The following is a 25,002-nucleotide window of genomic DNA, read 5'->3' as shown; positions in this document are numbered from 1 at the left end:
GTGCTTTGCCCGCACGGAAGCGAACTGCTTATGTCTCGAGTGTCTAGGCGCTGGAACTAGACAGATAATCGCCAAGATTTTATACTTTCTTTGCTCTTAAAAAACATCCTGACGTCCGTACCAGTTAAGTTGCAGTAATTTCAGTATACGCAATGCAAAGGTTGTTTTCAATATATTTATTAAATTCAGATATTAAAAATCATAATAGGTATTATTAAAAAGAATTATGACTAACACACGAAGTTGATTCAGCCAAATTTTCGCGATAAATTTATTTTAAATGTATACATATCACTCCGGTAAAATGCTTGCTCCAATTCAATGATTTGTCCTGTTTGATCTTTAATAATCCGCTCCGCTATTATGGCATGAGATTCAGGTGGAACGATTACATATTCCTTATCTTCACTCAGTAATTGGCCACTGCTAATTGTCTGATTAGCCTCAGCAAATTGGATACCCAGTTCATTTTCAACCAAATCATACAATGTAGCATTTTCCAGATCATATTCGACTAATTTTTTTCCTAGCTTTACAGGATAATAATGATGCTCCACTCCAATCGGAATATCATCAGCATAGCGGACCCGTTTAATAAAATAAGCTTCTGCAAAACCTGTACATTCCTGGATATAAGCTGATGGCGTAGTTTTATAATGGGTAATTAATTTTGCCCCAGGCTTTTTTCCCATCTGGAGGATAGTCTCGGTTGTACTGCTTAGGTTACCAAGCCAATCATGAATGGGCTTCAATGAAACGAACGTGCCTTTTCCATGTCTTTTTTCAAGAATTCCTTCCCGAACTAAAAGGTTAATGGCCTCCCTGACTGTACTGCGACTAGTATTGTATTCCTCCATAAATTGCCGCTCACTTGGAAGCTGGTCAGTAAAAATCCCCTCCGCTACTTGTTTCTCTATAATAATTTTCAATTGAATATGTAGAGGTATGGAGCTTTTGTAATCAAGTGACACGTCTATTTTCCCCATTTCCGTAGTTTTATTATAGGATAGCAGAGTTTAGAGCTAAATGGAAAAGAACGGGTATTGTTGGAAGGCGGCGTGACTTCTCTCCTTCGTATTAAATTCACCCAATTCTAAAAATTGTGTTATAACATTGTGGTTCTTGAATACACGGAAGAATTGGTGAAAAACATTCAAATTTCGGATGACTTGTACAACCGCCTCTGCCAACATTTTTCGGAGCAAACAATTATAAGCCTTTGTTTCACAAGCGGCATTTCCGGAATTATTAATCGTATTCACGGGACATTCCAAACAGACGTTGATACCGTAACAAAGGAAAATGACTTTGTTAGAGAAAGTGAGAATGTACTGAAAGATTAATTTAATAATAATTAGGGAGTAGGTATATAATGACATAATGCCAACTCCCTTTTTTATATAAGCACAGAAGAACCACAAAGCAAAAAGCGCCCAGTATGGACGCTTTTTGCTAATTCTTTATCCCAGTTCGGGGTAAAAGAGAACTTTCCCGTAGGAACCTTTTCTATTTATTATATTGTCGAAAGTCTTAGGTCCTTCAGCCAAATGTAATCGGTGGGTAATAATTGGTTTAACATTTAGTTGGCCTGTACTCATATAGTGGACAGTCGTACTCCATTCTTTTCCGGGGAATGGGGAGGAGATAGCATTCCATGACCCTAATACAGATAATTCGTTACGCACAATTTTTTCAAAATAGAATCGTTCAATAGTGATATCTGCATACGGGATACCCATGAATACGACTTCTCCACCCTTTTTAGGCAAAGCAAAAACCTGAGCAGATGTAATTGGTGAACCTGCTGATTCAATTGCAACATCGACACCATTACCATTTGTATGCGCTAAAATCTGTTCATGAGCCAGGGTTTCTAGTGAATTTATTAAAACGTCCGCCCCTACAGCTTTCGCAATTTCAAGCTTGGAGTCATCTATATCAATCGCATAAACTTTTTTTGCTCCAAAGATTTTTGCCCATTGAATTGCCAGCAACCCAATATTACCACATCCCATTACAGCGACTTCTGCACCAGGTTGCATACTAGTACGATAAAAGCCATGAACCACAACTGCTGAAGGTTCAATCAGCGCTGCAGTATCATAATCAACCGTTTCTGGAAGTGGAATAATGTTTTCAACTGGTAATTTCACATATTCTGCATAAGCACCGGGATGCCTGGCGCCTATAACAGTCAGTTTTTCACAGCGTGATAGTTCACCTTTTTGACAGCTCGTGCAACGGCCGCAATAAAAAGTTGGACATCCAGCTACTCGGTCCCCTACTTTAATACCATCTACTCCTGATCCAATCCTTGCTACTTCCCCTGCAAATTCATGACCAAAAGTCATCCCTTCTACATAAGGTCCGAGTTTATTGTATCTGGATATATCTGAACCACATATACCAACAGCTTTCACCTTGAGAATGACATCATTTGCATGTTCAATGGCAGGTTCAGATGATTCTTCAAAACGTATATCCTGTTTTCCATAAAGATTCAGGGATCTCATCTAATCACCCATTCTATAGTGTAGTTAATTATTTATATTAGCTTGTTGATTCATTAGAATCTGATTTCTTTTTGTTGAAAATAAGTTTATATAAAGCGAATCCAACTATTAGTGTGTTAAAAATGACTTGGTATTCAAAATAAAAATCACCTATTATCCTGAAGGGTCCCAACATAAAATCCAGTAGTGTATTTACCATTCTCCACCCTCATTTCTAACGATTAAGCTATTTCACTACATCGTTCATTGTTCCATTCTACTAATCTAGTAAGAAGCATTTGATGTTTCACCGGAAATAATCGCGATAGCACCACTTGCACCAATACGATTTGCACCAGCATTTACAATAGTTACCGCATCCTGATAATTACGAACACCACCGGCAGCCTTCACACCGAAATCTGCTCCAACCACCGAACGTAATAACTGAACATCCTCTACTGTAGCACCGCCGCCGTTAAATCCTGTAGCCGTTTTAACAAAATCAGCGCCAGCTTCTACTATTAAATTAGCAGCAGTGATCTTTTCTTCTTTTGTTAATAATGCTGTTTCAATGATAACCTTCGTAAGTAACCCTTCAGATGCTTTTACAACTTCGCTAATATCGTTTTTCACAACATCAAATTCTTTTGATTTCAGTGCACCTAAATTAATAAGCATGTCTATTTCTTCTGCACCGTTTTTAATCGCTTCTTTTGTTTCTTCTACTTTTGTATAGGTTGTTGCTCCACCTAGTGAAAAACCAATTGGTACTCCAACCTTAATGTTATGAGGAGATAATAGACTGTGAGCATAAGAAACATAGTATGGATTTACGAAAACTGTCTTAAACCCATGCTCAATTGTTTCCCCGCAAAAAGTAGTAATATCCTCTCTGCTTGCTGTTGGTTTTAAAAAGGTATAATCTATCCTATTGATCAAATCTTGTTTGTCCACTTAACATCGCCTCCATTCAAAAAGTCTTATTCTACTGGAGTTAATAATACCTTGATTGCTTCCCCACTTTTAATTGCCTCATATGCCGCGTCCCACTCTGTAATATCAAATTCGTGCGTTACCATTGCTTTGGCATTCACGCTGCCATCATTCATTAATTCAAGAGACGGTTCCCAGTCCGCTGATTTTTGGCTTCTGCTTCCGACAACACGAATTTCTTTTTGAATGATTTTTTCAAGGTCAAATTGAATTTCGGGTTGAGCGAAAAGTCCAACCTGACCATATTGTCCTTTTTTGCGTAACAAATCGAGTCCTTGTTTCGCTGCAGGAACCGCTCCAGAACATTCAAATACAACATCTGCACCATAGCCGTTCGTCAGGCTATTAACGAGTTCCTTAATATCTTGTTCCTGCGTATCTACTGCATAGTCAATGCCTAATTCTTTTGCTTTATCCAGACGTACTTTGTCATTCGTTAAACCAGTAATTAGAACTGTAGCACCACGGCTTTTCGCAACCTGAGCAGTAAATAACCCAATCGGTCCTGGACCAATTACAACAACAATGTCGCCTTGCTTAATATCTGTTTTTGAGACAGCGTGATGTGTACATGCTAGAGGTTCTGTCATCGCTGCTGATTGATAATCCACATTTTCTGGAAGTTTATGAACGCTTCCTTCGCGTGCGATTAAATACTTTGTAAAACCGCCATCCTGCTGTGTTCCTAGTCCCTTTCGGTGGTTACATAAGTTGTAGTCACCAGCTTTGCAATAGTCACATTCCCCGCAAATATAGAAAGTAGTTTCTGACGTTACACGGTCACCTGGTTTAAATTCCATAACACCTTCACCAACTTCAACTACTTCACCAGAAAATTCATGTCCTAATGTAACAGGCACTCCAACTTTGTAGTGGCCTTCATAGGTGTGAATATCAGATCCGCAGATACCTGCATACTTCACTTCAATTTTTACTTGACTTTTACCGGCTTGTGGTTCATTCTTATCCTGAATTTCTAAATTACCAAATCCGAGCTCTGTTTTGACTAACGCTTTCATTTGAACTCCACCCTTCGATTATTGTCTAGCTACAGCACCCAGCGACTAGTGGACTTCCCTCACCTCCGTACGATAAGTCAACATCTGTTCGCTACAAAGGAAGGTCGACTAAAACCGGGCTTGCCGCCCAACGTCGACATCCCCCTTTTGCAGGGGCATGTTTCCTTTATCTCCTGCGGTTCAGTCCAGTCCATACGTCGCTATACGGGCGCTTACGCTTTCTCGATTAGTTAAATAGGCTAAAGAATTTGAAGATTAACCAGTTAACGATATTACCACCCTGATCAATACTTGAAATTTTAGCTGAACCTTCAGGCATATCGAAATTAGAATTAACAGCCATTTCTGTAAAGATTGGTGCAACATCTGTTGCAATATACAGTGATATAGCAATCATAATCGTACCAACAATCACCGAATGAACAATGTTACCTCGAGCAGCACCTACGATAAATGCGACAATAAACGGAATCGTCGCCAAGTCACCAAATGGTAATACAGCGTTACCTGGCAAAATTACTGCCATTACTACTGTGATTGGAACAAGGATGAGTGCTGTTGAAATAACAGCCGGGTGTCCAAGCGCTACCGCTGCATCAAGTCCGATATAGATTTCTCTATCACCGAATCGTTTGTTTAACCATTCACGTGCAGATTCTGATACGGGCATTAACCCTTCCATCAGGATCTTAACCATACGCGGCATTAATACCATAACAGCAGCCATCGCCATCCCAATTTCGATTATTTCACCAGCATTGTATCCTGCCAAAGCACCGATTGCTGCCCCTAAGAACAGTCCGATAAATATGGATTCTCCAAAAATACCAAATCGTTTTTGAATCGTATCTGGATCTGCATTCCAGTTCTTAACACCAGGAATTTTTTGCAGTCCTTTTACTAAGAAAATACCAGGCGCATAAGAAATGGTACTACCAGTTGCGATGGAGACACCTGGTAATTCATAAAATTCACTAACCATAGGTGCAGTCCAGTCAGCGACTTTAAGACACACAATCTGGAACAATACAGCTGCAATCAAACCTTGAATAATGCTGTCTGAAATTGCATAGACCATAGCGGCCATGAATGTATAATGCCAGAAGTTCCAAATATCCACGTTCATTGTTTTCGTTGTTTTTGTAAGAAGCATAACAACGTTTACTACTAGACCAAGTGGAATGATAAATGCTGCTACCACGGATGCCCAAGCAATAGATGATGTCGCAGGCCAACCCACATCAATAACTGTTAGTTCTACTCCTAATCGATCAACCATACCTTGTGCGGCCGGTCCTAAGTTATTAACAAGCAAATCGATAACTAAGAAAATACCGACAAAGGCAACCCCGATTGTTAAACCAGAGCGAAAGGCTTTACCTGGTTTTTGTCCAAAAAATAATCCTAATAAGAATATTGCGACTGGCAGAATTACAGTTGCCCCTAAATCTAAAAATCCTTGTATGAAATCAACAAATCCTTGCATGTTTTGTCACCTCGCATTTTAGTAGTAAACCTCGACTTCTGCTACTACAGAAATCGAGATCCTGAACTTTATAACTTTTTATTTTTGAAGCTCTTCCAAGATTTGTTTTTTTGTATCTTCAGTTCCGATACCTGTTAGGAATGAGCGTGCATTGATTACTGGAAATGGATATTCTTTCTTTGTCATTGCAGTAGTTACGAGTAAATCAGCTGTATCTACATAACCGCCTACTTCGGTAATCTTGATCTGAACTAGATCTAATTTAAGATCATGTTCTTTAGCCATTTCTTCAATTGCACCATTTACAACTGTTGATGTTGCAATACCTGCTCCACATGCTACTAATACTTGTTTCTTTTTCATCCTTACTCACCTCCTTCAAATGCTACAAAATCTAACTTATCTTCTAGTAGATTTTTAATACTAGTTTTTTCTTTCTCATTCACTAAGTACTTCAATGTGTCCGGGTCTTGAAAAACCTGCATCAGTTTTTGCAAAAGTGACAGCTGTGAGTGTGCCTCATCCATTGCTAGCATAAAAACGATTCTTACAGGAGTCGTCTCGCTATCATCACCCATAACTCCAAAATCAACAGCATTCTTTAAGACCGCTACACTAATTGTCTTTCTTTTTACATGTTCAACATCTGTATGCGGAATTGCTACAGAAACCCCTGCTGTTGGGAGACCTGTCGCAAATTCACCTTCTCTTTTAATAATTGCAGGAATAAAGCTTTCCTTAACAAGGTCCTTTTCAACTAAGTTGGTACCCATTGCTGTTAACACTTCTTCTTTCGTATCTCCATCTACATCCAATAGAATGATAGATTCATCAAAAAATAACTCGCTCATTTCAACACCTCATTATCCTTATTCTTAGTTGCTCCTCACTCACTCAATCAATCAATGGAATATGATTGTATAATGTCATGAATTTCTTCAATTGAACCAGCATTAATCATACGGTTTCGATCTTTTTCAGAACCAGAAAGCTTCATCAATTGCATTAATGCATGGATATGCTGTTGCTTGTCGACTGCAGCAATCACAATGATCAAATTAATGCTGTAATCGGGGGTGAAGTTAATTCCTTCTTTTAATCGCAGCAAACTCATGCCAACCTCATTAACGCCTTCTTCAGGAGCTGCGTGCGGGATTGCTATATTAGGCCCAATGACGATATATGGATCCTGGTCATAATGATTAATCATTGCTTCCACATAAGCTCGATCAATTTTACCGATTTCAACTAATGGCTGGGCACTTACCCGAATTGCTTCTTCCCAGGTTTTAACAGAATTTCTTACTGTTATATTCTGTAGTGGAATTAATTCATCTAAATTAATATCCTTCAGGTCAACATCTTGTTTTACAGATGATCCCTCATCCCGGTTAATATACATCTGCAGTTCTTCTGTTAAAGCCTTTTCATTTTCTATTACTGCATGATTATTTATGATATCGATTAAATGATTAACATGAATGTCATTTGGAATATACCCATGTAACTCGAGCATTACCTGTTTTCGCAGACGGTATTTTTCTTCACGTCCGAGAAATGCTCTCGAAATAAATAACTTCTTCTCCGTTTCCAGGAAGGTTGGTGAAAATACAATATCGTAATCAAAACGGTAATTCAGGAATTCACGTACTGATAATGAATCCAAAAAAACAAACTCTGGAAATAACTCCCTTAATTCGTTAAACATTAATTTTGAGACTGACACGCCCTGGGGACAAACCACAATTGCCTTCACCTTTTTTTCAATACTGTCACCTTGCCTGGTCATCCACCCACCAATCAGCATCGTGATATAGGTAGTCTCGCTTTCAGGAATTTCATTTCCTATTAAATCTACAAGCGGTCCGATCGATCGCTTTACAAGGTGATGTAATTCCTTGAACTCTTTATTTAAAGATTCTTGAACAGAAACCGTTCCTGTAAGCTGATATTTAATACGATAATAGGCAGGTTTAATGTGCTGCAGGAGTTTGTCCAGCAGCTGCTCCCGATCCTGCAAATAAATACAAGCGCTCTTTTCGAACAAACGCAGCATATTATCAGTTGCTGGAACTAAGTTTGGGATAGATTCCTCCATTAAGAATTCTGACGAGTATACATTTGTCGTCAATAAATGCAACGTAATGAATAAACGCTCCGCAACTGGTATTTCTTTGAAATCATATAAGATTTCCTCTGTTGCTTGATATTCCTTTGTATCCGATAATTCCTCGTATTCAATGGAAAACGAATTTATTTCATTCCCTTTTTCTATTCTACGTAAAATTAAAATTAGAACGTAAGGCATCGTTTCCATTTTTTCATCCGTGAATTTCAAATTTAATTTATTCTCTACTTTTTCAATTCGCTTGGTGAATTCCTCTACTTCTTCACGATGTATACTAGCTACTTCTTTTATTCTGTTTTTACCATGATTCATTTGCAACAATTGATAGGTTACATCAATAAGTAATTTTCGTACCTGGAACTCCTTACCTTCTATTAAGTAACCAGACCTTCTCGAATATCGAATAGACAAGTCAAAATCGTCTAAGTAACCTTGTACGTGTTTCAAATCACTAAGAACAGTATTTTTACTAACATCCAGTTCTATCGTAAAATGACTAAGCGATAGCTCTTCCCCGTAACTCAAAAGCATCATGATAATCAGATGGATACGTTGATTCTCAGAAAGAAGACTTGTGTCAACGGAAACGCTTTTTTCCTCACCATTAAGACGAGTGAAAACAGATTGACTAATAATGAAATGACCCTGCCTTGTTCTTTCTATTACTGGAAGGTTTTTGGTCATGAGCCAATCATTTATCTTATTGAAACTATAACCAAGCTGTCTACGAGTTACGTTATACTTTTTTTCCAAAGCCGTACTAGTAATGCTCGGATTGCTAACTAGTTCATCCAAGATTTTCTTACTTCGATCATTAAGTGCCACTCGTAATCGCTCCTTCACTAGTAATTGTAACACCACATAACCGCACGATGAATGCGTTTTCATCGCAAATTGATGAACAGTTGATGTACAACATTGTGATTTACATAAAAAAATCCATACAAATACATTTTGTTCCCTAGTATGTGCAAGATGCTATTTATAGTTGCGTTTCCATGAGAAAAAACCATTATAATCCTGCTAAACCTTACTCACGTATTAGACTTATACCAAAAAATCCACACTAATTAATACAACCAGAAAAGGAACCGGAAATTAATCCGATTCCTAATTATAGGTGACATAATGAAATCAAAAAGACTAAGAACTTTGAGTATGATTCATGTGAGTAAAATGAATCGTTTCCTCTTCATTCACCGAGGATATTTTCACTTTACAAACTCCTTTGGAAGTAGTCTTTTCCACCTGAACACCACTTTCATCCACGGGAATCCATTGATTTGAATGAAATAAAAACTCTTCTTGATTCTGCTTAATCTTTATTTTTAGCGATAATTCTGTATCCGAATGATTAAGCCCAATTATTTCCCCAGTTCCATATAGTATGGTTAGATCATTTGTAATTTTTATATTCACTGGGAGCATCAAACCACTTTTTGATGGAATTGTAATTTTCTTACCATTGAAAAGTGCTTTTCCATCATAATGAATCGGGGTAACCTTTTTATATTCATCAAAGTTATTTAAAAACACAAATAATCCGCCATCTCGTAACACCCTAACTGAAATATCCAGTTCATCTACTAAGGTAAAACTACTTTGCACTTCAATTTTTGCAGCTAAATCCTTATAAATTTGGTTTTTATATTCGTATTCATTTTCCATACTAACGCCTAACATTACAATTTTTCCTTTGCCTAAGATCTTTTCAAATGCTACAGTTGAATTATTAGGGTCTTCAGACCAACCGAAGGCTCCTTCTTGTACATCATACATTTCCATACTATTAATTTTAACGCTATCAACATTACCAATCTGAACAAATCCGCGACATTTTGAATCTTTTATTTCAACACTTATATAATCTTTCAATAATGTACATTTTTCATTGTTCATATTTTTTGTTGGTATTACTGGGAACATGACTAATTTCCCGCCATCTTCCAAATAGCTAATTAATTTTTGCTGTATAACCTCATCCATCCATTTCATAGAGAACATCCATAAAGAAGGGACTTCAGAAACATTTATTTTTTCTTCCTCTAATAGGTTTAACCCCTCAAAAATGATGTTATTTAATCTTAATCCTCTTGCAAATCCATTAAATATATTGGCATCTCTTTCCTGGTGTAACGTTTTAACCATATGTGAAGTGAACTGATCACTATACTCCGTCATATAGTAGTCAGGATAAAAAGCAAAATGAGTGTTTATTTCCTGCTGAGCGTGAACCAACTGCTTCTGAAAAACATTAAACATTTGACCTAAGTGTTGTATGATACCAAAGTGTGGTCGTTTGTTTCCTTCTAATGACAAAGGTGCCTGCCAATCATGGCGTTTACCTAATAAGCCCATATTCTCATAATTTTCCCCACCAACAAACATATAATAGTTAGCGGCATTCATCCCATTTGCAACACAAAGTCTCGTAGTCAAATCAAATGTACATGGCTGAAGCCTTGGTTTATCCGGAATGGTACCACCTTGGAATTCAGCCGAAAAAAGGGGCTGCTCTTTCCATTGAATAGCTTTCGTGAAGGCATTCGCAAGAACGATATCAATAAAATTGTCGTATTCAATATTTCCGATATAGTAGTCACCAGCTAATAGTACGTCATCCATTTTTGCTACTTCTAACAGTTGAGAAATTCCAATTGGATACATTGTCCCTCTTTTTAAAATATCAACAGTATGAAACCCATGAATATTAACGACGTAAGGTACACAAATTCCTTCATCATTAGCGAGGTGTTTCAAATGCTCGAGATAACTAAGATAATGTTCTCTCATAAACAAACTGTATTCATTTTTTAATACAATGCTGTAATGTTCTTCTGGAGATTTTAACTTAGTTTGAATAAATTCGTCTATAGCCTTTACACGAACGCGGAAAGTCTTATTAAACTCATCTAGCGTATATTTATTTTCTAAGTAATTTTTAAACTGTTTTAGTGTCTCATCATTATAGTCACCTTGATTTGTAACCCAATGAAACATCCCTACTTCATTATCTAGTTGAAACAGAATTACAGGACCACCATTTTGAATCTGATATGGCTCAATGATGCTACAAACAGAATGATACCAAATAGCCACCTTTTCTAAATAAATAGGATGCATGTAGCTAGCAACTCTCGACGGGTGATTATCCCCATCCTGAGTTTTTGCTACTGCCTCCGGATAATGGTCCAAAAACCATGTAGGCACACCATGATCAATAATTTCAGCCATCACATATGGACCAGGACGAACTAGGCAATACATTCCTTCGTCTTTTACAATTTGAAGAAATGTTTCAAGATCGCGTTCCTCTCTTGATTTCCCTGTTAAATCGATCTTTCCTTCTTCGTGTTCATGGAACATCCATGGTACATAGGTGCTAATCATGTTTATTCCCGCTTCTTTTACTTGTTTGATACGGTTTCTCCATTGGCTTTTTGGCACCCTAAAGTAGTGAAGTTCCGCACCAAAAATCAAAACGTCTTCGCCATTAATGATAAGTCTTTGATCCTTAACCTGAATCATCTTGACCCTCCCTGAATGAACAAACTATTGCATTAATATTTTTTTTCATTTACGTTAAGATTGCTCTTGTATTAGTAAAAAGCCATATATAAATGCCAAACTAGCAGCTCCAATTAACCCAACATCTTCCCCTAATGCCGAAACTTCAATTTTTACATTTTTTTGTCGTGCCAGGAATGATCGTTGATTTACTATACTAGATACTTTTTTGGTAACTGGAAAATCAATACTAGACAGCCTACCACTTATAATCACTTTTGGAACATGAAGCATATTAATCACAGAAGTCAAAGCAGAACCAATTTGCTCACCTGTTTTTTCAAGTTTTTTTATGACATTTTCATCTCCAAACTGCACTTTGCTTTGAAGTTCCGAAAAAGAAAGGTGTAAATGTTCGAGTACAGCTTGTTCAGAAGCATAACGCTCTAAACATCCTTTATTTCCACACCAACAGGCTTCACCTTCGGGGACATAAGTCGTGTGACCAAATTCTCCTGCTCCAGTTATACCTCCACGAAACAACTTATCATTTAAAACAATTCCAGCCCCAATCCCTTGCCCTAAAAAAACTGTTATAAAATCGGAGTGGTATTTACCCTTGCCAAATATTTGCTCAGCCAATGTCATTGCCCGTACGTTATTATCTAAAAAAACAGGTAAATTAAATTGCTTCTCCAGCTCAGCCGCCAAATCAATATCCTTTAACCCTATATGATCCGCATTCAATAACTTACCTGCCTTATAATCGACTAATCCAACGGAACCAATTCCAATAGAATGTATAGAGACATCAACGGTAGTATCTATAAAAGACTGCAATTGCTCGATTAGCAACTTTACAAAAGAATCGTTCGTCAATAATTTTGGAAGTTCTACTTTGATATCTTTCTTCACTTTTCCTTTTAAATCTATTAAGCCCAAGTGAATTTCTGACAAACTGATGTGAATACCAAGGACATGTGTTGAATTCTCATTTAACTCTAGGGCAATGGATCGCCTCCCTGCTCTTGATTCCTCACCTTCGATATTCCCTAGCACATTAACATATCCTGCTTTTATTAGTTCTGAAGTAATATTAGTAATAGTTGCCCGGGTTAGTTTTGTTTTCTCCGCGATTTCCTGCCTGGAAATTGGTTGGTATTTCATTAAAGTTTGTAATACAAGCGATTGATTAAGTTGCTTTGTTCTTGAAGTGTTTTGTCCTACTAACACCATTGTTATCCCACCATTTGTCTCATTTTATGGACTGCTTTTATTACTTCGTTTTTTGTAGATAAGTGTTCAAATTGGAATGTTAATGCAATACCTCTTTCTTCTAGTTTAGAAAAAATAGTACGATAATCTATTTCACCTTCACCAAGTGGTACTTCTAAACGCTGATCTGTTCGATATACACCATCTTTTATATGAGCTCCAATAAATAAATGCCCCCATTTTTTGATTGCTTCAAACGGATCACTCCCATTAACATGCATGTTAGTAGGGTCAAAATTTAACATTAAATTCGAATGATCAACCAAACGATATAATTTTTCGAACCGTTCAAGCGTATTCACAAAACACGGAGCATGGTCAATTTCTATAGCAAACTGCACCCCCTCGTTAGCACATGTTTCAGTGATCTCTCTTGTAAATTCCGCGAGATAGCTCCACGTTTCATGCTGGGATTTGCCTTTGGGAGCATTCATCGTACGGCTAAATAAGGGTATATCCCCCAACATCTGAGCTCCTTCAATTACTTTCTTCAATTTATCACGTGTTTCAACTTGGCTGTTTGGATCGCATAATTCAATTCCTATACCAGCTGTTGTTATTGTAAGTCCATTTGATTCAGCCATTTGCTTCCAGTGCAACGTTTCCTGAGAATCGATTAACTCTGAAGCTGATAATTCAATCGAATCTAGCTCACAACTAACAGCTAACTGCACTTTTTCCTCTATGGTCATGTTTTGTAAATCTGATATTCTCAACCCTAAATTCATTCCTACACCTCCTATATCTTTGTGATTAACAATCTACCTTAGAAAGGCGCAACTCATGTGATCCGTCTTCACGTGTATATTCATAATAATACCAAATTTGATCATGATGTTTTATTGCATCAACGTATCTGACTGCATTACCAAGAGCTGTTTCAATTGCAGGCCCAGAGTGGCTTACTTTCGCAAAAGTTTTCAGGTCAAATGTAACTGCAACCGCAGCTTTTTCTTCATAGTTTTGTTCTACCCCAACGCTTCCGTCCCATAAAACCGTATAACTTTCACCATGTGGAATAATCGAGGTTAATCGAGATTGGTATTGATCCCAACCTGACAATCCCACCGGTAATACAGTATCAGTCCATTTAAAATTTAACCCATCCTGGCTGATCGCTAACCCAGTTGGTGCCACTGCCATTCCTGTATTATGAACATCCCCGGTACTATGCATTTTTTCTTTAGAGATTCCTTCTACCCCTTTCGCATAGACAAAGTACATATAGTATTGATTTTTCACTTGAACGATATAAGGATCCTTCACGCCCTCCGCATTAGGTACATCAGAAGCTGTTAAGATCTTGCGACGTGTATGAACATCAAAACTAGTAGGGCTATCGGATTCTATCACATCAATTCTCCACCTGTTATCAGAAGAATCTACGTAGCTAATATATAGTCTATACAAATGATCATTTACTTTCATTAAAGAGGAACGCTCTATTGAACTTGAATGTAAATCTTTCTTATGGAGAGTCCATACATCTGTAAAGTTTTCCCCGTCCCTACTTTTAGCTATACGTACTTCGAAACCTCTTTCATTTTCTCCAAATCCTCTTGGTTGCCTCACCCTATAATACAAATAAAATGTGCTATCCTTACTATCGAATAAAATGGTAGGTGCCCCTGCCCAATAGCCAGTCCCCGATCCTGTTGGTTCTATTACTGTCTTTCCTTCTTCTGGATTAAATAAGCTAGCTAATTCCATGCTTTTTCCCTCCTGGTATTTTAAAATTAATTTAAGGATTTAATATGTTTTATCGATTCAATAACCATCTCATCTAATGTATCTAACTTCCCGGAATAATCATCGTTCTTCTCCATTTCAACAATATGCCAGCCTGTGTACTCCATTTCACTGGCATAAGATAAGAAAAGTTGATAGTCAATTTCTCCTCCGCCAACTTCGATAAACGTTTTTTTCCGTACATCACGAATGTGGGTGTGGTGAATTCTACCATTATACTTTTTAAAAAAATCTACAGGATCCACCCCGGCAATATACATCCAGCCAACATCTATTGCGAAAAAAACAGTAGTTGGATTTGTCATTTCAATTAAAGCCTTTTCAACTCTAGCTTCATGTAAGAATTCATGATCATGGTTATGGTAAACAAACTCTAGACCGTTAAGATGACATAAGTCTCCTATTTCGTTCAAAAAGTCGACAGCTTTGGTTAGCGTTCTTTCGTTAATATCTTGCTTACAGGCACTGCTTACTATAAGACGTTCAGCTCCAGCCTTGTTTAACCGCTCAACTTCTAATTTAATCTCATCAAAGTTTGGATAGAAATCTGGTTCGAACATCGGAAATCCTGTATGCGCTGCTGCTAATGTTAAATTTTTCCTGGCCAATAATTCATTTACCTCTGCTTCCCTTCCCTTTGGTATAAAACGCAAGCCTGTTTCTATTGCATCAAATCCATTTGCAGCAATCCAGTCCAATAGTTTTATAGTTTTTCGTCCTAAAAGTCCATCCTTTTCTAAAATAGAATTCCACGGAAAAAGATGACAGCCTAATTTCATCCTCACACATTTAGCTCCTTTCATTTATCCTTAAAGTTTAGTTTGATACCTTTTTGATAGGAATCTATAGCTGTTTCAATCACACCTAGAATCTCAGCCCCATAGGAAAAGTCAAGTTCATATGAAATTCCATTATCTATAATGTCGTAAAATTCACGATATTGTTTCCCTCTCGCCAAACCTATAAAACGATGTCGCTCTTCAATCGTTACAGGAGCTAATTCGTTTTCCCATTCTCCTATCTCATTACGTTTGCGTAAGAATACGTTTTCATTTCCATCCATCCAAATAGCAGATTTCGTTCCAACAATTTCTAATCCATGACCATCCGGCGGTAAAATACGTGAGTTATTCAAGTTAACAATGGCGCCATTTTCCAGTTTCCCTATTATCGCGCCAATGTCATCATTCGTTACTTCTCCTGACTCTTTACTGCCTATCTTTTGACGACTTTTTATATAGGTCCCTAACTCAGCTTGTATTTCTTTAAACTTTCCAGCATAGTCTTTTAAAAAGTAGTAAAGTAAGTCCACCTGGTGCACACCGAAATCGGCAGCAGCACCTGCTCCGGACGTTTCCTGCTTCATACGCCACTCTAATTCCAAATTAGAATTTCCGATTCGCCATCCCCCAATACGGTGACGATAAAACACAAGATCGCCAAGCGCACCTGAATCAATAATCTCTTTTATAGCCTGAGCATAAGGGTGATACCTATATTGCATTCCCATATAATTCGGTACATTGGCATCCTTAGCTTCTGCGGACAGTTGCTTAGACTCTTGATAGCTGATAGAAAGGGGCTTCTCACATAACACTGGAATATTCTTTTCAAATGCAGCTCTGATAATTTCTCCATGAGATCGGTTGTCTGTGCATACTACTATCGCATCCACCCGTCCAAGTAGCTCATCTAAACTAGAGCTAATAATATTTTTGGACAGTTCATTCAATCGTACAAAATTCTCAGCGTTATCTCTTACTAGATCATATACTGCTTCCAACTTCCATTCCGGCACAGCTTGTATACCTTTCAAATGATCATTTGCTACGCCTATCGATCTACCTGTCCCTACAATCCCGATTCTTTTCATTCTTTCAACCCCTCCATTTGATTAATTCATTTAATTAATTAATTAATAATTAGTAAAATAATATCTGAATACATACTCTTTGTCAATGTATAGGATTAGTATATAACCCCAGGCCATACTAATCCTTATTATAAATGTGCAAGAAAATGTTTATAAATAAATCTCTATCTTATTTTTCTCGTATATTAATAGCTTTTCCAGTTTATTACGTCCTACAATAAATCCTCCTCCACGATACGGATTAATCACTTCTTCTGTTTTTACCACACTACCATTTACAACTACCTGTTTTTTCTTTTGATTTAGACGGTAAATGAACGTTATTGGTAAATTCATAAATGTAAAGTCAAACTGCAACCCATCCAGTTTTCCCGGAAGGACTGGATCGATAACAAGGTTACCAGCTTCACTACGAATTCCTAATGTATTTGAAATTAGTTGATTCATATAGATGCCTGGTCCGCTTGAATAAATGCGCCACCCACCCTTAACTGGGACAGTGCCTTTTCGTAATTTATCGAAGTGTTCTTGTGCTTCATAACGGGTATTAAATTTGCCATCTGAACTGCTAAAATACGTATTGCTTTGACGGATTTCTGCATTTGGAACGACTTTCTGGATACCGATAGGATTAATGATAGATAAACCATTCCATGTCTCGTCTGAATTCCCTAGCTTTGCCATTGCTTCAACATAACGAATGTGAGCATGGACATATTGCAAGCCTATTTCACGGCCAAAGTTGGCTGCTTGTTCTGCCCGTTTAAAATGGGTACTTACTCCACCTGTATAATTAGCAGGTCGATTCATTAAGCGAACACCATCCGGAAAAGATAGATGTTCTTTAATTATTTGATAATGATGTTCTGCTTGTTCTGAAGTAAAAAGCTCGCTAATAATGCTTTCCTGCATCGGCAATAGGCGATAATCTATACCTGTTTTCATATCAGTTGGGTGTAACATAAGCTCTACTTCGTTTGGATCTTCCATATAGATGAACCCAGGAATAACATCTGACTGTAGAATGTATTTGTTAAAGTCCTGTTTAATCCCTGAAACCAAATCCATAAGTCCATTTGCTTCTTTTTCTTCCACTTCTGTTAATACAGTTGCCATTTTACGAAGGGTTTGATACGTCAATGCCACCGTCCAGCTGCTAATCATATATTTTTTTAATTGTTCATTTGCTGGTTGAAGTGTATCATCCCAGTCCCCGTCATCGTAGGAAGATAAAAACGTGTCATGCAAAAAGTGCTTTTTAATATAGGAAACTTCTTTTTTTACATGATCCAGTATTGTTGCAGTTTCTGTCGTGAAAGCAAAATTACTGCGATTCGTATATGGGACTTTTTCTTTTAATATTGAATAGTCCTGTGTTGCTTCTAAATAGTCGCTGATTGCTTTGAGGGGCCATACAATAATGTCACCATGACTATCTTCTTGCTGAATGGCAGCATATTTATCAAACATGAACCATTGTGGCCAGCTGCCAGTGTCCTCGTATTGATGCGAAAAAACAGTTTTGATAATGTCACGAACAGAGTCATAATTTTGTGTGGCCATAAAGTATTCAGTCGGCCCTTGGCAAACATCACGTGTCCCCCACGCAGCTCCACCATATTGTTCAAGACCATGTGGAACAGAGAAATGAACTAGCATATTATGCGTGTACCACCAGGAAAGTGCGTTAACTTTTTCAAGTTCTTCTGGGTTGCTGTCCTGCTTAGATAATTCGAAACCGCGCATAACATTGCGGTAATATTCACGGTAGCGTTCAATTTCTTTCATGATTTCTCGTTTCTTAAAAGGTTTAGCTTCATTATGAAGAAGTCCTTGAATTGTCATCGTCCATTCTGAGGTGGAACTGATTGTTAACACCACCAGTGAAGCAGCTCCTGATTCGATATTGGAAGCCAATATTTGCTCATTATCAACCTCCATATCTGCACCTGTAACCTGCAAACGATAGGTTAAATCAGGATAGGTTTTTGCGCTATCCGATCCTGTATTTGCAGAAAAGGAAATTGTATTTTCTTCCTTTTCCATTTTATATGGCACTTCATATTCGTTGTTGTTCATGGTCACTTGATTCGAAACAAGATATGCATAAGATTTACCGCTTTTAGACCGCACATGTAATTGTACTTCTGTTGTGTCAACAGTCGTAAAGTTTGAAATAATTAATACATCATTTTCTGTCTTGTAATACCACCGAGCATAGTTAAATCCTAATTCAAACATGGATGGCATGGTTAATAAATGATACGTACCATCTATTTCGACATAAATCCTTTGCCCGGATGTTTTCATAATGTTTAACGGGTTTCGTGCGTTCGTCATCATTTTATTCATGTTTATGTTACCTACTACTAGCTGGGAATTGAACATACCATACATATAGGAGGTTGATGTTATTGTATTTTCCTGTACATTATCATTATGGCCGCTCATTAATATATGACCATGTGGACGTTCGACAAGCTCTTCCTTTTTCTTCAAAATCACATGCTCATACGTTTTCGTAAAGAAAGAATGCAAAGATGCTTGATCACGTTCCTCCAAATGACGGTCAGGAAAATAGGCGTCGATTTCCTTTTCTGTCATTTCCAATGTTTGGAGAGGATCTCCAATAGAAGAAGATATGCGCACCCTATCTATAGACTTACCGTGAATTTTATCTATTCCTTTTCTTTGCTGCCACGCTTCCGATATCTCATTTTCATATTCTAATACAGTTATTGCGTCAGAATGATTTTGCTTAAATAGTCCATAAAACACAAATTGCTCATTACCTGCTAACTTCACTCGTTTTGATTGCAAAGCTGTATAGGCAAATTCATATTGATAAACTTCGTTAGCTAGCATATCTTTTGTTAATACTTCAGGCTTATTTGTTGTTTTGTAAGATAGGCCAAAAAATTGAAACCCATCCGTAGAATAACCGACCGATTTACCTAATGAGCCTTGTTGTAAGTAAGGAAACCCCTTCTGCTGAGGTTGATTCTGGCGTGTACAAACAACAAAACCCCTTTTTTCATCGTCAAAAACAGTATGATCCATGTATTGGGACATATATGCTTCGTTTGATCGAACTGCCCCTTTATCAGCAAGACCTAGATCTTGACCGTAAATAACATCAACCTCTACATCATTTCCATCCAGTGTGATGTCCCAAAACCATATCCCCTTCTCTGTCATATGGAAAGTAACTTGATAGTATACACCATCAGTTGACCCTTCCCACATTACTTGTGAATCAAAAATGGACAAATTGCTGTTGGAGTGGACCCCAATTAACGGAACTACTTTTATTCCATTATCGTGGTGAAGACGTAAATAGATATTATTTAAAGCTCCATCTATTGGATTGGACATCCATTGATTAATCATGGTATTTTTATGTGTTATTTCATAGATATCACCACTATTTAGGAAAGTAAAGTTAACATCTCCCGCTTGGATTAAAAATTTGGATTTTGTAGTCATAAAGTAGTCTCCTTCTATTAGTTATTTAATTTGAAAGGCAGAGCTGTTACATTCGTACTGCTATTTCCAACGTAAACAATGAATTTACCATTATCACTTTTATATTGAAGATCTGCATGATGGTAACGTAGCTGTTCCTCTGTTAAGGTGAATGATACTTCTTTTGTATCTCCTGGATTTAATGAAATCCTTTGGAAGCCTTTCAATTCTTTCAATGGACGTACAACTTCCCCTACTACATCTTGAACAAAAAGCTGTACGACTTCTTCTCCCGCAACATCACCAGTATTTGTGACGTTTACAGATACAGTAATTGCTTGCTCATCTGTCATTGTTTCTGAAGAAAGTCTCAGGTCATTAAACGTAAATGCCGTATAGCTTAAACCATAACCAAATGGAAATAGAGCCTCGTTTGGACAATCTAAATATTGGGAGACGAATCTTTTCTGTGCATCAGGAGCACCTTTCGGACGGCCAGTATTGAAGTTATTATAGTAAACTGGAACTTGACCAACTGAATAAGGAAATGACATCGTTAGTTTGCCAGATGGATTCACGTCTCCATATAACAAGTCCGCAATTGCAACTCCACCCTCCGTTCCAGGATACCAAGCTTCTAATACAGCATCTGTTTTATCAAAAACACCATGCAAATCAAGAGGACGACCATTAAATAGGACAGCAATCGTTGGTTTGTCTAATTGGTTTATTTTTTCTATTAAATGAAGCTGTGCCTCTGGTAATTTGATAGTTGACCGAGATCCTGCTTCTCCGCTCATTTCTGAGTCTTCGCCAAGTGCTAATACGATAATATCGCATTGTTTTGCAACTTCTAGCGCTTCCACTAGGTCATCTTCTGTCCCTGATTCTATATCACAACCTTTAGCAATAGTTAGTTGTGATGTACCTATTTTCGTTTTCATACCTTCATACATTGTTACAGCATCATTTTTTGAACCTAACCATGACCATGGACCAAGAATATCGTTATTTTCAGCAAATGGTCCGATTAACGCGACTTTTTGTATTGCTTGAAGGGGTAAAACATCTTCATTTTTCAACAATACACAGGACTTTGCTGCCAATTCACGTGCCGTTTGTCTATGGGATTCACACATAACAATTTCTTTTTCACGTTTTTCATTTGCACCACGATACGGGTTTTCAAATAAGCCTAGCTTTTGCTTTAATTGTAAGATACGAAGGACAGATTCGTTGATTATTGATTCATCTACATCACCATTTTCAACCAACTTTTTCAAGTTTCTCACATAACATGTGGTCATCATTTCAATATCCACACCAGCATTTATAGCTTTACGTGCTGCTTCTGATTCATCTTCAGCAACCCCATGTGGTATTAATTCTTTAACAGCACCCCAATCAGAGATAATAACCCCGTCAAAGTTCCATTCATCACGGAGTAAATCACGCATTAATTGCTTATTCCCAGTTGCAGGAATCCCATCTACTGTATTAAATGCGGTCATAACCATTTCACTACCGGCATCAAGTGCAGCCTTATATGCTGGTAAATATGATTCCCTTATTTGACGTTCAGACATATTCACCGTGTTATAGTCACGCCCGCCCTCTGGAGCACCATATGCCGCAAAATGTTTGACACAAGAAGCCACCCGGTCATAATCATTTGTTAAATTCGCACCTTGAAAACCCTGTACTTGTGCCTTGCCAAATTCACTATTTAAATAAGAATCTTCTCCTGTAGACTCCATTACCCTTCCCCAGCGAGGGTCACGTACCAGATCAACCATTGGGGCAAAGGTAACGTGAATACCAGAAACCGCTGCTTCTTTAGCAGCGATTTCCGCACTTCTTTTAGCTAAATCCAAATCCCAGGAGCATCCTATAGCTAACGGAACAGGAAAAATGGTTTTATATCCGTGAACAACATCCGACATAAACAGCAACGGGATACCTAATCTGTTTTCCTTTAGATGTTGTTCTTGTATCGTGCTAATTTCTTTTGCACCAGATGCACCCAACACAGAACCAGTATTATGTATCATATTATCTGTAATTCCCATTTCTTTCATTGGTCCCGTTATCTGTCCTTGTTTTGAAGCTCCTTTGAAAAAAGGTGTAGCTAATTGCATGAGCTGAGCGATTTTTTCATCAATTGTCATTTGTTTTACTAAGTTTCCAAGAAAGTTCTTATCCATTTTCATTCCTCCAAAATAAAATAAAAATAATTCAGTAACAGAAATTTTCTTTCTCAACTGAATGTCAGTCCGTGCTTGTTCCAATAATGAAAATTATATAACCCTAATAAAATTAGTTATTGCAATCGGTTTCACAACTAATATAATCTATTTATAGAAACGTTTCAATGAAAAAGAAGAGAAAATTTCATTTGTAGGCGTTACTCTCTATTTGCCATATTTGTTTACATGAATGAATAGCCCCATAAACTTCTTATACGAAAAGGTAACCAGAATGATTCTGACCCCAAAGTTTAAGCGCAATAAAGCGCCATCTAATGCTATATCTTTTAACCTATTTATAACAAAATAATAAAATTTTAAATCTTTCACAAGTATAGTTTCCAATATTTTTCTAAAAATTTAAAAATAGTATTGAAAACGCATACAAAATTGAATATAATAAAAAGGTGAAACGTTTCGCCTTAAAGTTTTAACTGATTGCAATGGAAATATGATGTTATTTTTGTTCCACCATGTTCCGCCATATTAATCAGTTCTTTTCAATTCAGGCAGTAAAGGTTATCGTTTTTTTAGAATCTAATAATAAACAAAGGGGTGTAGATGCAATGATGATGATGAAAAAAACAGGATTTTTGGCTGCGATGATGGTTGGTCTTTTGCTTGTTCTCGGTGCTTGTTCATCAGATGAGGCTGATTCAGAGGACACATTAAAGGTATGGACAATGACACCGGCACTTGAGGAGTTTGTGAAAGAATATGAAACTGAAAGTGGGGTGACTGTCGAGGTTCAAGCGATTCCGTGGGAAAATGCACATGATAAGTTATTAACAGCTGTCGCATCTGGAGATGGTCCAGACGTATTGCAAATTGGTACCACATGGGTTGCAGAATTCGCAGAAGCTGGTACTTTTCTCGACTTAACAGAGTATATTGCTGATTACGAAAACTTTAATCCAGATAACTTTTTCGAAAGCGCGATAGAGACTACTCAGTATAATGACCAAACAATTGGTATACCTTGGTACGTGGACACGCGTGTGCTTTTTTATCGGACAGACTTGTTAGCTGATGTAGGTTATCCTGACGGTCCGGATACATGGGAAGATTTAGTGGATGCTTCGAGACAGCTTGCAGCACGCGGAGAGGATCAATATGCTATTGATATACCACAAACTGATCCACAGTTCCCATTTATGCTCGCTTGGGAACAGGGTTGGGATTATAAAATTGGTGAAGGGGCAGCCAATTTTGAAGGCCAAGCTTTTAAAGACGCAGTAGAACTATATAGTCTCTTTTTTGAAGAAGAACTAACTCAGTTAGAAGCAGGAAAAGAACTCACCCAAGCATTTAGTGATGGTTCGAAACCGATGTTTTTCAGTGGACCTTGGACTATCCAAACAATTAAGGACGGAGCGCCAGAATTAGATGGCAAGTGGAATGTACGAGTAATGCCTAAAGCTGAAAATAATAATTCGATGATCGGCGGATCACACTTAGCTGTCTTCAACAACTCGGATAAAGTTGATCAAGCACTCGATTTTATCAACTGGATGGCTAAACCAGAAACACAAGTTGCTTGGTTTGAAGCAAATGGTGAACTACCTGCCAATGTGAACTCTTGGGAAAATCCTGCATTGACTGATGATCCAATGGTTGCCACATTTGGAAAGCAATTAGAGTCAACTAGGGCGGTACCACTCATTCCAGAATATGAAAGAATGGCGCAGGAATTATTGAATACATTACAACAAATTATTCGTGGTGATGCGGAAATAGATCCAGCATTAACGAATTATCGTGACAAGGTGACAAGCATTCTATCAGAATAACAATGATTAAACAAGTGAGGGTGCACGCATTATTACGCTTGCACCCTCCTTTATTTTATATGGTTATGGGAGGGCTTTGATGAACAAATTTAAAACCAAGATAACGCCGTTCTTTTTTATAGGACCAGCTGTACTATTACTAATTGTTTTTTCTTTTTTACCGATTATTGTGGCGCTTGGTATCAGTTTTACGGACATGAATTTGACTGGGTTAGCCAACTGGTCACAAATTAGCTTTATTGGGCTGGATAATTATGTGGAACTTTTCCAGGATAAAGTTTTTCTGAAATCAATTGGGAATACGTTTTTTTATGTCATCATTGGTGTACCCCTTGCAGTTGCAAGTTCATTCTTGATTGCATTGTTATTAACCTTTGTTAGTAGTTGGTTGTCTTCTACTTTTCGGGTTATTTACTACATGCCATCCGTAACTAATATAGTTGCGATTGCTGTGGTATGGGGTTTTTTGTACAATCAGGAATATGGTTTATTTAATTATATACTCTCTTTAATTGATGTGGATGCAGTGCCATGGCTAGAAGACCCGTTTATAGCAAAACTTTCTCTTATTTTGATGGCGGTTTGGAAAAGTAATGGAGTAAGTATGCTTATCTTCCTAGCAGCATTGCAATCAATTCCAAGAATGTACTATGAGGCAGCAGATATTGACGGAGCCAACAGATGGCAAAAGTTGACTAAAATTACTATTCCTTCTATGAGCTTTGCAACCTTTTTTGTTACAGTTACGACTTTAATTGGTTGGTTACAATTTTTCGAGGAGCCGTTTGTCATGACGAACGGGGGCCCGCTGAACGGTACAAATTCTATTGCCTTGTTCATTTATCAGGAAGGTTTTCAATATAGTGAATTCGGCTATGGTGCTGCTGCATCGTTCATACTTTTTGCAATTGTTATTATTGCTACTCTTGTTCAATTTAAATTTAAGAAAACAGACCAAACTATGTGAGGTGACTGC

19 protein-coding genes are annotated in these 25,002 nt (G+C 37.5%); 3 read left to right on the top strand and 16 right to left on the bottom strand.

Going from position 1 to position 25,002, the window contains the following annotated elements:
* Positions 1-248 precede the first annotated feature (248 nt).
* Positions 249-971 carry a GntR family transcriptional regulator gene (locus AC3G7N_RS13050; RefSeq protein ID WP_489422599.1) on the bottom strand — a complete coding sequence of 241 codons (723 nt, stop codon included), beginning with the start codon at positions 969-971 and terminating at the stop codon, positions 249-251.
* A gap of 171 nt (positions 972-1,142) precedes the next feature.
* Between AC3G7N_RS13050 and AC3G7N_RS13045 the strand changes: the two genes are divergently transcribed.
* On the top strand, positions 1,143-1,343 hold the full coding sequence (locus tag AC3G7N_RS13045; protein WP_489422598.1) for a carboxymuconolactone decarboxylase family protein: 201 nt from the start codon (positions 1,143-1,145) through the stop codon (positions 1,341-1,343).
* Between the two features lie 117 nt (positions 1,344-1,460).
* Here AC3G7N_RS13045 and AC3G7N_RS13040 read toward each other — a convergent pair whose 3' ends face one another.
* From AC3G7N_RS13040 to bglX, 15 genes are all read right to left on the bottom strand, one after another.
* Positions 1,461-2,513 carry a galactitol-1-phosphate 5-dehydrogenase gene (locus tag AC3G7N_RS13040; protein ID WP_489422597.1) on the bottom strand — a complete coding sequence of 351 codons (1,053 nt, stop codon included), beginning with the start codon at positions 2,511-2,513 and terminating at the stop codon, positions 1,461-1,463.
* 264 nt (positions 2,514-2,777) lie between these two features.
* Positions 2,778-3,449, bottom strand: a complete 672-nt coding sequence (deoC, locus tag AC3G7N_RS13035; RefSeq protein WP_489422596.1) for a deoxyribose-phosphate aldolase — start codon at positions 3,447-3,449, stop codon at positions 2,778-2,780.
* A 26-nt stretch (positions 3,450-3,475) separates the two neighbouring features.
* A complete protein-coding gene (locus AC3G7N_RS13030) occupies positions 3,476-4,507 on the bottom strand; it encodes a zinc-binding dehydrogenase (RefSeq protein ID WP_489422595.1) in 1,032 nt (343 codons plus the stop codon).
* A 226-nt stretch (positions 4,508-4,733) separates the two neighbouring features.
* Positions 4,734-5,993: a galactitol-specific PTS transporter subunit IIC gene (locus tag AC3G7N_RS13025; protein WP_489422594.1), complete on the bottom strand. Its 1,260-nt coding sequence runs from the start codon at positions 5,991-5,993 to the stop codon at positions 4,734-4,736.
* 78 nt (positions 5,994-6,071) lie between these two features.
* Positions 6,072-6,356, bottom strand: coding sequence for a PTS sugar transporter subunit IIB (locus tag AC3G7N_RS13020; protein WP_489422593.1), 285 nt, complete (start codon positions 6,354-6,356; stop codon positions 6,072-6,074).
* Between the two features lie 2 nt (positions 6,357-6,358).
* Positions 6,359-6,844, bottom strand: a complete 486-nt coding sequence (locus AC3G7N_RS13015) for a PTS sugar transporter subunit IIA (RefSeq protein WP_489422592.1) — start codon at positions 6,842-6,844, stop codon at positions 6,359-6,361.
* Between the two features lie 47 nt (positions 6,845-6,891).
* Positions 6,892-8,946 (bottom strand): BglG family transcription antiterminator, encoded by a 2,055-nt coding sequence (locus AC3G7N_RS13010; RefSeq protein WP_489422591.1) that lies wholly within the window; start codon positions 8,944-8,946, stop codon positions 6,892-6,894.
* A 318-nt stretch (positions 8,947-9,264) separates the two neighbouring features.
* On the bottom strand, positions 9,265-11,649 hold the full coding sequence (locus tag AC3G7N_RS13005; RefSeq protein WP_489422590.1) for a beta-galactosidase: 2,385 nt from the start codon (positions 11,647-11,649) through the stop codon (positions 9,265-9,267).
* A gap of 54 nt (positions 11,650-11,703) precedes the next feature.
* Positions 11,704-12,864: an ROK family transcriptional regulator gene (locus tag AC3G7N_RS13000; RefSeq protein WP_489422589.1), complete on the bottom strand. Its 1,161-nt coding sequence runs from the start codon at positions 12,862-12,864 to the stop codon at positions 11,704-11,706.
* Positions 12,865-12,866: 2 nt separating this feature from the next.
* On the bottom strand, positions 12,867-13,631 hold the full coding sequence (locus tag AC3G7N_RS12995; RefSeq protein WP_489422588.1) for a sugar phosphate isomerase/epimerase family protein: 765 nt from the start codon (positions 13,629-13,631) through the stop codon (positions 12,867-12,869).
* Between the two features lie 25 nt (positions 13,632-13,656).
* Positions 13,657-14,613 carry a hypothetical protein gene (locus AC3G7N_RS12990; RefSeq protein WP_489422587.1) on the bottom strand — a complete coding sequence of 319 codons (957 nt, stop codon included), beginning with the start codon at positions 14,611-14,613 and terminating at the stop codon, positions 13,657-13,659.
* Positions 14,614-14,639: 26 nt separating this feature from the next.
* Complete coding sequence (locus tag AC3G7N_RS12985; protein WP_489422602.1) at positions 14,640-15,431, bottom strand: sugar phosphate isomerase/epimerase family protein; 792 nt, start codon at positions 15,429-15,431, stop codon at positions 14,640-14,642.
* Positions 15,432-15,451: 20 nt separating this feature from the next.
* The gene (locus AC3G7N_RS12980; protein ID WP_489422586.1) at positions 15,452-16,525 is read right to left on the bottom strand and encodes a Gfo/Idh/MocA family protein; all 1,074 of its coding nucleotides are present in this window, start codon (positions 16,523-16,525) and stop codon (positions 15,452-15,454) included.
* Positions 16,526-16,675: 150 nt separating this feature from the next.
* On the bottom strand, positions 16,676-20,011 hold the full coding sequence (locus AC3G7N_RS12975; RefSeq protein WP_489422585.1) for a GH36-type glycosyl hydrolase domain-containing protein: 3,336 nt from the start codon (positions 20,009-20,011) through the stop codon (positions 16,676-16,678).
* A gap of 17 nt (positions 20,012-20,028) precedes the next feature.
* A complete protein-coding gene (gene bglX, locus AC3G7N_RS12970) occupies positions 20,029-22,194 on the bottom strand; it encodes a beta-glucosidase BglX (protein WP_489422584.1) in 2,166 nt (721 codons plus the stop codon).
* Between the two features lie 515 nt (positions 22,195-22,709).
* Here bglX and AC3G7N_RS12965 point away from each other — a divergent pair.
* Together AC3G7N_RS12965 and AC3G7N_RS12960 are read left to right on the top strand one after the other, a co-directional pair.
* Positions 22,710-24,026 (top strand): sugar ABC transporter substrate-binding protein, encoded by a 1,317-nt coding sequence (locus tag AC3G7N_RS12965; RefSeq protein WP_489422583.1) that lies wholly within the window; start codon positions 22,710-22,712, stop codon positions 24,024-24,026.
* Between the two features lie 79 nt (positions 24,027-24,105).
* A complete protein-coding gene (locus tag AC3G7N_RS12960) occupies positions 24,106-24,993 on the top strand; it encodes a carbohydrate ABC transporter permease (protein ID WP_489422582.1) in 888 nt (295 codons plus the stop codon).
* The last annotated feature ends 9 nt before the right edge of the window (positions 24,994-25,002 follow it).

The organism is Virgibacillus carmonensis (assembly GCF_057836705.1).
This window is presented reverse-complemented; position numbering and strand designations above follow the sequence as displayed.

Excerpts from the sequence above, each read along its gene's own strand:
- AC3G7N_RS13040 (WP_489422597.1), bottom strand. The coding sequence starts at position 2,513 with ATGAGATCCCTGAATCTTTATGGAAAACAGGATATACGTTTTGAAGAA.
- AC3G7N_RS13030 (WP_489422595.1), bottom strand. The coding sequence starts at position 4,507 with ATGAAAGCGTTAGTCAAAACAGAGCTCGGATTTGGTAATTTAGAAATT.
- AC3G7N_RS13025 (WP_489422594.1), bottom strand. The coding sequence starts at position 5,993 with ATGCAAGGATTTGTTGATTTCATACAAGGATTTTTAGATTTAGGGGCA.
- AC3G7N_RS13020 (WP_489422593.1), bottom strand. The coding sequence starts at position 6,356 with ATGAAAAAGAAACAAGTATTAGTAGCATGTGGAGCAGGTATTGCAACA.
- AC3G7N_RS13015 (WP_489422592.1), bottom strand. The coding sequence starts at position 6,844 with ATGAGCGAGTTATTTTTTGATGAATCTATCATTCTATTGGATGTAGAT.
- AC3G7N_RS13005 (WP_489422590.1), bottom strand. The coding sequence starts at position 11,649 with ATGATTCAGGTTAAGGATCAAAGACTTATCATTAATGGCGAAGACGTT.
- AC3G7N_RS13000 (WP_489422589.1), bottom strand. The coding sequence starts at position 12,864 with ATGGTGTTAGTAGGACAAAACACTTCAAGAACAAAGCAACTTAATCAA.
- AC3G7N_RS12995 (WP_489422588.1), bottom strand. The coding sequence starts at position 13,631 with ATGAATTTAGGGTTGAGAATATCAGATTTACAAAACATGACCATAGAG.
- AC3G7N_RS12990 (WP_489422587.1), bottom strand. The coding sequence starts at position 14,613 with ATGGAATTAGCTAGCTTATTTAATCCAGAAGAAGGAAAGACAGTAATA.
- AC3G7N_RS12985 (WP_489422602.1), bottom strand. The coding sequence starts at position 15,431 with ATGAAATTAGGCTGTCATCTTTTTCCGTGGAATTCTATTTTAGAAAAG.
- AC3G7N_RS12980 (WP_489422586.1), bottom strand. The coding sequence starts at position 16,525 with ATGAAAAGAATCGGGATTGTAGGGACAGGTAGATCGATAGGCGTAGCA.
- AC3G7N_RS12975 (WP_489422585.1), bottom strand. The coding sequence starts at position 20,011 with ATGACTACAAAATCCAAATTTTTAATCCAAGCGGGAGATGTTAACTTT.
- bglX (WP_489422584.1), bottom strand. The coding sequence starts at position 22,194 with ATGGATAAGAACTTTCTTGGAAACTTAGTAAAACAAATGACAATTGAT.
- AC3G7N_RS12965 (WP_489422583.1), top strand. The coding sequence starts at position 22,710 with ATGTTCCGCCATATTAATCAGTTCTTTTCAATTCAGGCAGTAAAGGTT.
- AC3G7N_RS12960 (WP_489422582.1), top strand. The coding sequence starts at position 24,106 with ATGAACAAATTTAAAACCAAGATAACGCCGTTCTTTTTTATAGGACCA.